The organism is Nocardioides marinquilinus (assembly GCF_039543705.1).
GTDB lineage: Bacteria > Actinomycetota > Actinomycetes > Propionibacteriales > Nocardioidaceae > Nocardioides > Nocardioides marinquilinus.
Genome location: NZ_BAABKG010000006.1, coordinates 43469 through 55939, shown reverse-complemented (window position 1 = coordinate 55939; position 12471 = coordinate 43469). Strand labels below are relative to the sequence as shown.

Annotated in this window: 10 protein-coding genes; 6 read left to right on the top strand and 4 right to left on the bottom strand. The window is 75.3% G+C overall.

Going from position 1 to position 12471, the window contains the following annotated elements:
• The first annotated feature begins 34 nt into the window (after window positions 1-34).
• From ABEA04_RS20180 to ABEA04_RS20170, 3 genes are read left to right on the top strand one after another with little or no spacing between them, the layout of a single operon-like run.
• The gene (locus ABEA04_RS20180) at window positions 35-856 is read left to right on the top strand and encodes a PP2C family protein-serine/threonine phosphatase (RefSeq protein WP_345463105.1); all 822 of its coding nucleotides are present in this window, start codon (window positions 35-37) and stop codon (window positions 854-856) included.
• Complete coding sequence (locus ABEA04_RS20175) at window positions 853-2433, top strand: FHA domain-containing protein (protein WP_345463102.1); 1581 nt, start codon at window positions 853-855, stop codon at window positions 2431-2433. The genes ABEA04_RS20180 and ABEA04_RS20175 overlap by 4 nt, the downstream gene beginning before the upstream one ends.
• A 25-nt stretch (window positions 2434-2458) precedes the next feature.
• On the top strand, window positions 2459-3643 hold the full coding sequence (locus ABEA04_RS20170; RefSeq protein WP_345463100.1) for an RDD family protein: 1185 nt from the start codon (window positions 2459-2461) through the stop codon (window positions 3641-3643).
• 22 nt (window positions 3644-3665) lie between these two features.
• On the opposite strand, the gene lepB is transcribed toward ABEA04_RS20170, so the two are convergent.
• Entirely contained in the window at window positions 3666-4559 is an 894-nt protein-coding gene (gene lepB / locus ABEA04_RS20165) for a signal peptidase I (RefSeq protein ID WP_345463098.1), read from the bottom strand.
• Window positions 4560-4648: 89 nt separating this feature from the next.
• Between lepB and ABEA04_RS20160 the strand changes: the two genes are divergently transcribed.
• Complete coding sequence (locus tag ABEA04_RS20160) at window positions 4649-6265, top strand: AMP-binding protein (protein WP_345463096.1); 1617 nt, start codon at window positions 4649-4651, stop codon at window positions 6263-6265.
• Window positions 6266-6314: 49 nt separating this feature from the next.
• On the opposite strand, the gene ABEA04_RS20155 is transcribed toward ABEA04_RS20160, so the two are convergent.
• Entirely contained in the window at window positions 6315-6908 is a 594-nt protein-coding gene (locus ABEA04_RS20155) for a GNAT family N-acetyltransferase (protein WP_345463092.1), read from the bottom strand.
• Complete coding sequence (locus ABEA04_RS20150) at window positions 6905-9103, bottom strand: S8 family serine peptidase (RefSeq protein WP_345463089.1); 2199 nt, start codon at window positions 9101-9103, stop codon at window positions 6905-6907. Before ABEA04_RS20150 ends, ABEA04_RS20155 begins: the two co-directional genes overlap by 4 nt.
• A 105-nt stretch (window positions 9104-9208) precedes the next feature.
• Between ABEA04_RS20150 and ABEA04_RS20145 the strand changes: the two genes are divergently transcribed.
• The gene (locus ABEA04_RS20145) at window positions 9209-9820 is read left to right on the top strand and encodes an HAD family hydrolase (RefSeq protein ID WP_345463086.1); all 612 of its coding nucleotides are present in this window, start codon (window positions 9209-9211) and stop codon (window positions 9818-9820) included.
• 61 nt (window positions 9821-9881) lie between these two features.
• The gene (locus ABEA04_RS20140; protein ID WP_345463084.1) at window positions 9882-10277 is read left to right on the top strand and encodes a cold-shock protein; all 396 of its coding nucleotides are present in this window, start codon (window positions 9882-9884) and stop codon (window positions 10275-10277) included.
• A gap of 536 nt (window positions 10278-10813) precedes the next feature.
• Here ABEA04_RS20140 and ABEA04_RS20135 read toward each other — a convergent pair.
• Complete coding sequence (locus ABEA04_RS20135) at window positions 10814-12385, bottom strand: MFS transporter (protein ID WP_345463082.1); 1572 nt, start codon at window positions 12383-12385, stop codon at window positions 10814-10816.
• Between the last annotated feature and the right edge of the window lie 86 nt (window positions 12386-12471).

Genomic DNA, 12471 nt, shown 5'->3' with positions numbered 1-12471 from the left:
TAGCCAGTGCCCCGTCCGGCGGAGCGGGCCGCCCGTGACCGGAGTCGAGCTGCACCACGGCGCGGCCAGCGACGTCGGCAAGGTGCGTGAGGTCAACGAGGACTCCTTCCTCGTCGCCCCACCGGTCTTCGTCGTCGCCGACGGCATGGGCGGGCACGACCGCGGCGACGTCGCCAGCCGCATCGTCGTCGAGGAGTTCGCGCGCCTCGCCGACGAGGGCTACGACCACCTGCGCGGCCCCGAGATCGTCGCCGAGACGCTGCGCGAGGCGCAGGCGCGCATCGCGGCGTACGACGACGAGCAGCGCGCCCGGGGCGCCGCCGACTTCTCCGCCGGCACCACCGCGGTCGTCGCGCTGCTCATCGAGCAGTCCCGCGAGACCAAGTGGCTGCTGGCCAACCTCGGCGACTCCCGCATCTACCGGTTCAACGAGGGCGTGCTCGAGCAGGTCAGCGTCGACCACAGCGTCGTCCAGGAGCTCGTCGAGGCCGGCGTCATCACCGCCGACGCCGCCGCGGTGCACCCCGAGCGCCACGTCATCACCCGCGCACTGGGCGGGGAGGGCCCGGTCGAGGCCGACTACTTCGTGCTGCCGCTCTCGGGCGCCGAGCGCCTCATGCTCTGCTCCGACGGCGTCAGCGGGATGATCGACGACGCGGTGATCGGCCACATCATGGCCACCGCCTCCGACCCCCGTGACGCGGCCGACCGGGTGGTCGCCGCCGCCGTCGAGGCGGGTGGAGCAGACAACGCCACGGCGGTGGTCGTCGATGTGGTGGGATTGGCCGACGATCGACCCTACGACTCCGACGCGCAACGCGTGAGTCTCGAGCAGAAGTTGGGAGCGTTGCCGTGAGCGAGAGCAACTCCGACCACGCCACCGGCGCGAGCGCCGGCACCTGGTCGTATCGTCCCGGGACCTGGTTCGGCGTCTTCGGCGCCGCCACCACGCTCCTGCTGCCCGCCTCCGAGAAGGCCCGGGTCGGCGAGCTGTGGTCGCGCATCGACGACGGGGCCGGCTTCGACGACGTCCTCGAGGCGCTGCTCGCCACCGGCCTCGGCTCGCTGCCCGGCTTCGTGCTCATCAGCAGCGGCGACGGCCCCACGAAGGTGCTGGTGCGCGGCGCGTCCGTGCACGCCCACGTGGTGGCCGGCGGCGACGAGGTCGACCTCGACGGCTCCTCGGTCTCCACCTGGGTCGAGCGCACGCTGCACGACGTCACCTCCGTGAGCGTCACCGTCGACGGCGGCGGCCACGACGCGTCCGGCGGGTCCGACGGGGGCGCCACCGGTGACCTCCCCATCCACGGCGGTCTGGTGCGCGTCGGTCGCGTCGACCACCCGCCCTACGCCCCCGTCAGCACCGACACCGGCGAGCTCGTCGACACCGACGAGCTCGAGACCGAGGCCGACGACGCCGCCGGCGCGGTCGTCGCCCCGGCGGTCGTCGCGGGCTCCGACGCGGACGACGAGCCCGTTGAGCCGCTCGACGAGCCCGTTGACGAGCCCGGTGACGAGCCTGCCGACGAGCCGGCCGGGCCCGCCGCGGACGACGACGAGTCCACCCCGCCGGTGGGCCTCGACCTCTCCAAGCCCGACCCCGACCCCGAACCCGACCCCGCCACCGAGCTGCTCGACCTGGACGACGCCGGCACCGGCGACGAGTCCTCCCCGCTCGACGACGAGGGCGAGACCCTGCGGGTGCCCGGCGAGCACGACGCCCTGGCCGACCCGCTCAACGACCCGCTGCCCGACCCCGACGGCCCGTCCGCGCCGCCGGCCCCGCCCGCGTGGCCCGACGGCCCGCCGTCCGCGCCGCCCTCGGGTCCGCCGTCCGGCCCCCCGTCGAGCCCGCCGCCCTTCGCCCCGCCGTCCGCGCCGCCGGGCCCGCCGCCGTCCAGCCCGCCGCCGCCCCCGGGTCCGCCGCCGGGCTTCGGGCCGCCCTCGGGCGAGCCCGCCACGGGCGAGGAGGAGGGCGTGCTCGACCACGACGGCCTCACCCGCGCCGGCGTCAGCCCGCTCGAGTTCTCCCGGCCGCAGCCGGGCATCCCCGGCCAGCCGATGGCGCCGAGCGTCGTCAGCCCCGTCGCGAAGCTGGTCATCAGCAGCGGCGAGACGATCGAGGTCGACCGGGTCGTGCTGATCGGCCGGGCGCCCGAGGCGCGACGGTTCACCTCCACCGACCAGCCCAAGCTGGTCACCGTGCCCAGCCCGCTGCACGAGATCTCCTCCACGCACATCGAGGTGCGGCCCGGGTCGGGCGCCGACCACGGCAGCGCGGTCGTCACCGACATGGGCTCCACCAACGGCACCGTGCTCGAGCAGCCCGGCCTGCCGCCGGAGGACCTCAAGCCCGGCATCGCCGTCCAGCTCATCCCCGGCGCCACCATCAACCTCGGCGACGGCGTCACCATCTCGGTGACCAACCCCTGACCCTGCGACCGTCAGAGAACCCCGCATGACGACCTCCCCTCCCCAGGAGGCGGTGACCTACCCCGCCGCCGAGCTCGACCGACGCTTCTACGCGCTCGTGATCGACCGGCTCATCGCCTGGGCGCTGTTCGGCGGGGCGTCCTACGCGGCGTGGCGGTTCCTCATCGACGAGGACCAGCTGTGGGCCGGCATCGGCGCCATCGTCGGCACGGTCGTCCTGGTCTCGGTGGTCTTCGCGCTGATGCTCGGCCTGGCCGGGGTCACGCCGGGCAAGAAGCTGGTCGGGCTGCGCGTGGTGCGCGACGCCGACGGCAAGCCGATCGGGTTCCCGCGGGCGCTGCTGCGCACCGCCGTCCTGGGCATCTTCACCCTGCCCACGCTCGGCCTCGGCCTGGCCACGCTGGCCTGGACCGCGGTCATGGACCCCACCGGACGACGCCGCGGCGGCCACGACCGCATGGCCGACGCCGTCGTGGTCGACGTCCGCCCCGCGCCCGAGCCGATCGGCGACGACGACGCCCGCTCGCGCCAGATCGTCAACCTCACCGCCATGCGGCTGCTGCCCTCGCCGCCGCCGGAGTCGGTGGTCGCGCCGCGCCCGCCCGGCCCGCCGTCCGGCCCACCGCAGGGTGCGCCGCCGGGCCCGCCTCAGGGACTTCCGCAGGGCCGGCCGCCCCAGGCGCCGCCGCAGGCGCCTCCGCCCGGCATGCCCCCGGCCGCGCCGCCGCGGACGCCGTCCCACCGCGCCGGGCCGCCGCCGGTCGCCTCACCCGAGACCCCGGGCGAGGACGTCATCAGCGGCCCCACCCAGCGCCGCACGCCCGCCGGCGCCCAGCAGGCCGCCACGTCGCCGCAGCAGACCCCGCAGTCCGCGCGCTGGCGGGTCAGCTTCGACACCGGCGAGTCGTTCGTCGTCCAGGGCCTCACGCTCGTCGGACGCCGCCCCGAGCCCCGGCAGGGCGAGGACGTCGCCCACCTCGTCCCGCTGCGCTCCTCCGACATGTCGGTCTCCAAGACGCACGCCCAGTTCCAGGTGGTGCCCGACGGCGCCCTCGTCGTCATGGACCGCGGCTCCACCAACGGCTCCGTCGTCGTGCGCAAGGGCGTCTCGAAGTCGCTCTCGCCCGGCCGACCCTCCACCCTGCTCGACGGCGACAGCGTCCGCTTCGGCGACCGCACGATGACCGTCACCCACGAGACCACCGCCTGAGCCCCGCTCGGCCCCGGCCGACCTAGGAGTCCGGCACCTCGTCGAACACGTCGGGCCGGCCGATGAACTCGGCGTGCTTGAGCGGCCAGACGAGCGAGAACACCTTGCCGACGACGAGGTCGATCGGCACGAAGGCGCGGTCGGTGTCGCAGTTCCTGGCCTTGGGGGCGCACAGCCGCGCGGAGGAGTCCTCGCTGGCGGCACGGTTGTCGCCCATCACGAACAGCCGGTCGTCGGGCACGGTGACCGTCCACCGGCCGCGGCAGGAGTTGACCATCGGGCCGTCGCACTCGAGCCCGTCGGCGACGAAGTCGTCCTCGTCGATCGCGACGCCGTTGATCGACAGGCGCCCCTGCTTGTCGCAGCACACGATGGTGTCGCCCGGCGTCCCGATGACCCGCTTCACCAGGTGGCCGCCGGTGGGGTAGAGCCCCACCTTGGCCAGGCCCTTGGCCAGCAGCGTCTGCGGGCCGGTGTCGGGGGTGTTCAGCCAGCCGCCGGGGTCCTTGAAGACGATGACGTCGCCGCGCGACGGCTCGCCGAACCAGTACGACGGCTTCTGCACCAGGATCCGGTCGTCCTTCACCAGCCCCGGCTCCATCGAGGCCGAGGGGATGTAGAACGCCTGCACGAAGAAGGTCTTGATCAGCAGCGCCATCACCAGCGCGACGACCAGCAGCACGATGGTCTCGAGCCACAGCGGTGCCCGGCGCTTGGTCTTCACGGGCGTGGCCGCCGTCGTCGTGGTGGACGTCGTCGTGGTCTCGTCGGCGTCGTCGTCCCGGTCGGCGTCCCGGTCGGCGTCCGCGTCGTCCTCGGTGTCCGCAGGGCCCGAGGCGACCGGCTCGGTGGCGCCGTCGGAGTCGTCGGCCGGCTTGTCCAGGGAGGGCCGGCGCGGCTCGTCGTCTTCGGGCACGACGGCGAATCTAACCCAGCCGTCCTGAGACGCCGCGTCGGTGTGCGCGACCCGCCGGAGCCGCCCGGCGGCCGCGCTAGGTTGCCGGGATGGAGTCCTACGCACGCGGTGAGACCGACGCCCCGCTGCTGGAGAAGACGATCGGCGCCAACCTCGCGCGCACGGTCGCCGCCTGGCCCGACCGCGAGGCGCTCGTCGAGGTGGCCACCGGACGCCGCTGGACGTGGGCCGAGCTCGACCGCGACGTCGACGGCCTCGCCCGCGGCCTGATCGCCTCGGGCCTCGCGGCCGGTGACCGGCTGGGCATCTGGGCGCCGAACTGCGCCGCGTGGACGATCACGCAGTACGCCTGCGCGAAGGCCGGCGTCGTCCTGGTCAACCTCAACCCGGCCTACCGCACCCACGAGCTCGCCTTCGCGGTGAACCAGAGCGGGCTGCGCTGGCTGCTGGCCACCACCGCCTTCAAGACCAGCGACTACCGGCAGATGCTCGCCGACGTCGCCCCCGAGTGCCCCGGTCTCGAGCGCACCGTCTTCGTCGACACCGACGACTGGGACGAGCTCGTGGCGGCGGGGGAGGGCCTGCCCGAGGACGCCGTCGCCGAGCGGATGGCGGGGCTGTCGCCGTCCGACCCGATCAACATCCAGTACACCTCGGGCACCACCGGCTTCCCGAAGGGCGCCACGCTCAGCCACCGCAACATCCTCAACAACGGCTGGTTCACCACCGAGACCATCGGGTTCACCCACGAGGACCGGCTCTGCATCCCGGTGCCCTTCTACCACTGCTTCGGCATGGTGATGGCCAACCTCGGCTGCACCAGCCACGGCGCCACGATGGTCATCCCCGGCCCGGCCTTCGACCCCGAGGTCACCCTCGACGCGGTCGAGCGCGAGCGCTGCACCGCGCTCTACGGCGTCCCGACGATGTTCATCGCCATGCAGGGCACGCCGGGCTTCGCCGAGCGCGACCTGACGTCGCTGCGCACCGGCATCATGGCCGGCTCGCCGTGCCCGGTCGAGACGATGAAGCGGTGCGTCAGCGAGATGCACATGAGCGAGGTCTCCATCGCCTACGGCATGACGGAGACGTCGCCGGTCTCGTGCCAGACCCGCGCGGACGACGACCTCGACCGCCGCACCGCGACCATCGGCCGCGTGCACCCGCACGTCGAGATCAAGGTGGTCGACCCCGCCACCGGCGAGACGCTGCCACGCGGCGAGACCGGCGAGTTCTGCACCCGCGGCTACTCGGTGATGCTCGGCTACCACGACGAGCCCGAGAAGACGGCCGAGAGCATCGACGCCGACGGCTGGATGCACACCGGCGACCTCGCCGTGATGCGCGAGGACGGCTACTGCCTCATCGTCGGCCGCATCAAGGACATGGTCATCCGCGGTGGCGAGAACGTCTACCCGCGCGAGGTCGAGGAGTTCCTGCACACCCACCCCGACGTCGACGACGTGCAGGTCGTCGGCGTCCCCGACGAGCGCTACGGCGAAGAGCTGTGCGCCTGGCTGCGCATGCGACCGGGCGCCGAGCCGCTGGACGCCGACGCCGTCCGCGCCTACGCCACCGGCCGCCTCGCCCACTTCAAGATCCCGCGCTACGTGATGGTCGTCGAGGAGTTCCCGCTCACCGTCACCGGCAAGGTCCGCAAGGTCGAGATGCGCGAGCGGTCGACGATCGAGCTCGGCCTGCGCTGACCCGTCGCTCATAAGGGACGGGTCGATGCGAACGACGCCGACCCGTCGCTTATAAGCGACGGGTCGGCGTCCACTCCTCGCGCAGCAGGCCGAAGACCGTGGTGTCGCTCCACTCCCCGTCGCCGAACCAGTCGCGGCGCAGGTCGGCCTCGCGGGTCATGCCGAGCCGCTCGCACACGCGGGCCGAGGCGGTGTTGGCGGGGTCGAGCATCGCGGTGACCCGGTGGCAGCCGAAGTCGGCGAACGCGGCGTCGACGAGCCGGCGGGCCGACTCGGTGGCGAACCCGCGACCGGCGACGGCGGGGGAGAAGACGTAGCCGATCTCGGCGACCGACCGGCGTGCCTGCGGGCCCAGGCGCAGCATGACGTCACCGACGACCCCGCCCTCGTGCTCGACCACCAGCGTCATGAACCAGTCGCGGTCGAGGACGTCGTCGGGGTCGGTGGCGAGCTCGTCGTGCCAGCGCTGCATGCGGGCGACGACCCCGTCGCGGTCGAGCCGGCCGAACGGCAGGTGCCGCACGACGTCGTCGTCGCCGCAGTAGGCGAGCACGGCGTCGACGTCGCGGTCGGTGGCCTGCCGCAGCACCAGGCGCTCGGTGCGCAGCGGCAGCTCGACGGGCAGGCCCCCCGCCGGGATCATCGGGCGACGACCACCGGGATGCGGGTCACCGTGCCGGTCGCACCGCGCCACACCACGAAGCCGTCGTCGAGCCGGCGACCGCGCCCGGGAGCCACCCGCACCCGGAACGTCGCGGTCTCGCCCGGTGCGAGCCGGACGGCGGCCGGCCGCACGGTGACGTCGCGGCGGAAGCCCTGGGCCGAGGAGGAGAAGTAGAGCCGGCGCCCGGTGACGTTCGTGATCTCGCGGCGGGCCTGCAGCGCGCCGCCGGCCAGCAGCACCGAGGCGGTGTTCAGGCGCGGACGCCGTCCCTCGAGCCAGGCGCGGTAGCGGCGGGGCTCGACGACGTAGGCCAGCCCGGTGCGCTGCGCCGGAGCGAGGCGCACCCGGCCGGCGCCGGCGTCGAGCACCGGCGTCGAGGCGAGGGGGGCGGCGCTGGTGACCAGCGCCGAGCGCACCACCGAGGGCCGCAGCCCGCGGCCGAGCAGCGTGGCGGCGACACCGGCGGTGTGGGCGGTGGCGGGGGAGGTGCCGCTGAGGAAGTCCCAGTCGCCGTGGCCGGAGGGGACGGTGGCCGACAGGACGCCGCTGCCCGGCGCCACCACGTCGGGCTTGACGACCGTCGTCGTGGTCGACCCGCTGCTCGAGAACGGCGCGACGCGGGGCGCCGCGCGCACGAGCCCGCGGGGGACGAGCCGCACCCGCGGCGCGCGCTCGGTGGCCAGCCACCGCAGCAGCCGGCGTCCGGGCCCGGCGGCGAGGTGCACGGTGGGCACCTCGTGCGCGTCGGTGGCCACGCCCTCGCCGCGCACGTCGACCAGCACCATGCCGACGCCGTCGGCCAGCGCCACGGCGCGTGACTTGTCGACCCGCGCGACGCCGCCGCGCTCGCAGACCACCACCGCGCCGCCGACGCGGGCGGCGTCGAGGCTGCCGGGGGCGCAGACGGTGGCGTCGGCGACGGAGGCGCCACGCGCCCGCACCGCCGAGCCGGCCACGAGCCGGGACGACGGCACCCCGCGCTGCGAGACCATCACGCCGCCGAGCCGCGGGCCGCCGACGGCCTCGACCCGGCCGCGGCGGACGGCGTCGGTGGTGCCGCCGACGGTGGTGACCCACGGGGCGGGGTGGGCCGCGCCCGCACGGTCGCCCTCGTTGCCGGCCGCGGCCACGACCACGACGCCGCCCTCGACGGCGCCGAGCAGGGCGCGGTCGACGGTGTCGATCGCGGAGGGGCCGCCGACGGAGAGGCTGAGCACGTCGACGCCGTCACGGGTGGCCGCGTCGACGGCGCTGACGACGTCGGCCGTCGCGCAGCCGTCGCCGGCGGGGTCGGGAGCGCTCCAGCACGCCTTGTAGACCGCGACCTGCGCCTCGGGGGCGGCGCCGGAGAAGCGGCCGAGCCGCTCGCCGGCCACCTGCACCGGCACCGCGGCGTTGCCCGCCGCGATCGAGGCCATCGCGGTGCCGTGGCCGTCGGTGTCGCGCGGCGAGAGGGACGACGCCGCCCGCAGCGCGTCGGTGCCGAAGCCGTCGACGAACCAGCGGGCGCCCACCACCTTGCTCGTGCACGAGCCGGCCGACCAGCGGTCGCCGGCCTCGCACGGGCCGGCGAACCGGTCGGGCACGCGCTCGCGCAGCTGGGCGAAGAGGGGACTGTCGGGGTCGAGGCCGGTGTCGACCACGCCGACGACCACGCCGGCGCCCGCGTCGCGCGCCGCCGGACGACGACGCGCCTGCGGCAGCGCCGCGGCGTCGGGTGCCGAGGCCAGCGGTTGCACCTCGTTCGGCTCGACGAGCGCGACCTGCGGCAGCGCGGCGAGCAGCGCGGCCTGGTCGGCGTCGAGCTCGACGGCGAACCCGTTGAGGGCCGTCGTCCAGCGGTAGACCGGCGGCGGGGTGTCGACGTCGGCGAGGACGGCGTCCTGCTGCGCCAGCAGCTCGCCGGCGCGGGCCCGCCCCGGCACCGGGCCGCGGTCGGGCAGGCCGGTGGTGCCCGGGCTGCGCAGCGTCACGAGGTAGAGACGGGTGGGCGCGGCGGCCGAGGCGGCGGCACCCGCCGACCGGTCGGCGGCAGGGGAGGCAGGGGCGGCGGGCGCCGCGGCGAGCGACGCCGCGACCGCGAGCGAGCCGATCGCGGCCGTGCCCGCGAGCGTCCAGCGGGCGCGGCGAGGCCGCGACCGGTGGCCCGGCCGGCGACCCGGCTGGTTGCGCATGTTCTCTCTCCCGACGGCGAAGTCGACCATTCTGGCCCATGCACCCCAACAGCCGCACCCGTCGTCCCCAGGCAGCGGGGCCTACGCTGCCGACGTGAGGTGCCCGTGAGTCCCGGACCGGTGGTCGGCTTCGACCTCGACATGACCCTCATCGACACCCGCGCCGGCTTCGCGGCGGTGCTCGAGGCCCTCGGCGACGAGCTCGGCGTCCGCTTCCCGGTCGCGGAGATGACCGACCGCCTCGGCCCGCCGCTCGAGCTGCTGCTCGAGCCCTACCTGCCCGCCGAGCGCATCGGCCCCGCCGGCGACCGCTTCCGCGCGCTCTACCCCGACCTCGCCGTCACCACCGTGCCGTTGCTGCCGGGCGCCGCCGAGGCCGTGGACGCCGTCCGCGAGCACGACGGCCGGGTCGTCGTGGTCACCGGCAAGTACGAGCCCAACGCCCGCCTGCACCTCGACCACCTCGGGCTCGAGGTCGACGCGCTGGCCGGCTGGGTGTGGGGCGTCGGCAAGGCCGAGGTGCTGCGCCGGGAGGGCGCGCTCGCCTACGTCGGCGACCACGTGCACGACGTCGAGGGCGCCCGGGCCGCGGGCGTGCACAGCGTCTCGGTGCTCACCGGCGGCTGCACCCGCGACGAGCTGCTCGCCGCCGGCACCGACGTCGTCCTCGACGACCTCGGTCAGTTCCCCGCCTGGCTCGCCGCGCACGTGGCATAGGGTGACGACGCTCTCGGGCACCTCCCGACCCCGAGCGCACGCGCGACGGAAGGCAAGTGCTGTGCCGCAGGGCAAGGTTAAGTGGTTCGACGCCGAGAAGGGCTTCGGCTTCCTCTCCCAGGACGGCGGTCCCGACGTCTACGTGCACGCCGACGCACTGCCCGGCGAGACCGCCGCGCTCAAGCCCGGCACGCGCGTCGAGTTCGGCATCGCCCAGGGCCGCCGCGGCGACCAGGCGCTGCAGGTGCGCGTGCTCGACGCCCCCGCCTCGGTCACGCGCAACCAGGCCCAGGCCCGCCGCAAGCGCCCCGACGAGATGGTCCCGATCGTCGAGGACCTCATCCGGGTCCTCGACGGCGTCGGCGAGACCTACCGCCGCGGCCGCCACCCCGAGCGCACCTCCGCCCGCCCCGTCGCCAAGCTCCTGCGCGCCCTCGCCGACGAGCTCGAGCTCTGACTTCCTGGTCGCTCCGGGGCGGCGTCTGCCGCCCCCTCGCGCCACCCTCGTAGGGCTGCCGCCGGTCTGTCCTCGCGAGGGGTCCGGCACATGCGCCGCCCCTTCGCTCCGTGCGCCCTGTGGTCACGACCTGCTCGGGTCGAGGCGCCTCCTGGTGGTCGGCTCCGGGGCGGCGTCTGCCGCCCCCTCGCGCCACCCTCGTAGGGCTGCCGCCGGTCTGTCCTCGCGAGGGGTCCGGCACATGCGCCGCCCCTTCGCTCCGTGCGCCCTGTGGTCACGACCTGCTCGGGTCGAGGCGCCTCCTGGTGGTCGGCTCCGGGGCGGCGTCTGCCGCCCCCTCGCGCCACCCTCGTAGGGCTGCCGCCGGTCTGTCCTCGCGAGGGGTCCGGCACATGCGCCGCCCCTTCGCTCCGTGCGCCCTGTGGTCACGACCTGTTCGGGTCGGGGCGCCTCCTGGTGGTCGGCTCCGGGGCGGCGTCTGCCGCCCCCTCGCGCCACCCTCGTAGGGCTGCAACCGGCTCCGCTCGGCGCGGGGGTCAGCCGGCCGGGTAGCTCGGACGCTGCGGGCCGCCGTGCACGGCGGGGGCCGGACGTCGTCCACCTCGGCGGCCGCGGGGGCGTGAGGCGAGCACGAACAGCGTCCAGGCGGCGAGCACGCCGAAGGCGATGCCGAGGCCGAGGCGCGGCACCTGGGGCATGGCGATGCCGACGAACCCGCCGACCACCCACGCCAGCTGCAGGGTGGTGTCGCTGCGGGCGAACGCGCTGGCCTGCACGTGGGTGGGCACGCCGCTCTGGATGGTGGAGTCGAGCGAGACCTTGGCCAGCGCCTGCGCCAGCCCGGCCGCGAGACCGAGGCCGGCGAGCGCGAGTAGCCCGTAGAACAGCGTGCCGGCCAGGATCATGGCGGCGTCGGCGAGCAGCGCGACCGTCACCGTGATCGCCGGGTTGATCCGCTTGAGCACCGAGGCGAGCAGGATGCCGATCGTGTTGCCCGCCGCGGCGCCGCCGATGACGATGCCGACGAGGATCGCCTGCCGGTCCTCCCAGCCCTCGAGCGGCTTGTCCCGCAGCAGGAAGGCCATGTACATCGTCAAGAACCCCGAGACCCACCGTGGCCCGACGTTGCACCGCAGCGCGTAGGCCACCTGCGAGGGGATCTGGGTGCCGCGCCGCGAGGCCTTGTCCGAGCCGAGCGAGGCCGGGCCCAGCGACGCCTGCAGCTCGCCCTCGCTCGAGTCGACCTTCGCCGGCAGCAGGATGGCGGCCACCGTGCCCACCGCGAAGACCAGGAAGGCGTAGCGCAGCGACCACTCGGCGCCGAAGTAGGCGGCCGCGCCGGCCAGCGGCGCCGACAGCGCCCCGCCCACCACGCCCGCCAACGAGACCCGCCCGTTGGCCTTGACCAGCGTGAAGTCCTGGGGCAGCAGCCGGGGGACGGCGGCCGCGCGCGTGACGCCGTACGCCTTCGACGACACCAGCACCCCGAGCGCCGCGGGGTAGAGCAGGGCCGACTCGTCGGCGACCGCACCGGCCAGCAACAGGCAGAGCACGCCGCGGATGGCGAACGTGGCGCCGATCGCCCACCGGCGGCCGTGGCTGAAGCGGTCGAGGAACGGCCCGATCAGCGGGGCGACGATCGCGAACGGCAGCATCGTCAGGGCGAGGAACAGCGCCACCTGGCCGCGGGCGTCGCTCGTGGCGCCGGCGAAGAAGACGGTGGTGGCCAGCGAGATCGCCACGGCGGCGTCGCCGGCGGCGTTCGAGGCGTGCAGGTAGATCAGCCGGTTCAGCCCCGACTGCTCGGCGCCCTGGGCGTTGGCGGCCCGCTTGGCCTGGCTGACCGCGAAGCGCCCGAACCGGCCGGTCACGCGGGCCGTGGCCCGCACGCCGCGGGCGGTGGCCTTGGCGCCGGTGCCGAGGCCCTGACCGACCGTGCGGGTGCGCCCATCGCCGTCCGCCCGGGTGTAGGGACGGGTCTCCCAGCCGGGGTCGTCACCTCGGTCGTGGCGGTGGTCATAGGGCTCGTCGTGGCGGGGCTCGCCGCGGCCCGGCTCGCCCGACGGACGCCGCCCCGGCGGCGGCGGGTCGTGGGGGCCGTAGGTCATGGGGTCATCCTCCCCGATCCGTCCGACGAGCGAGCCGGGACTCACCCGTTCCCCGCCCGCGGACGTCGTCCACCCCGGGCCGGACT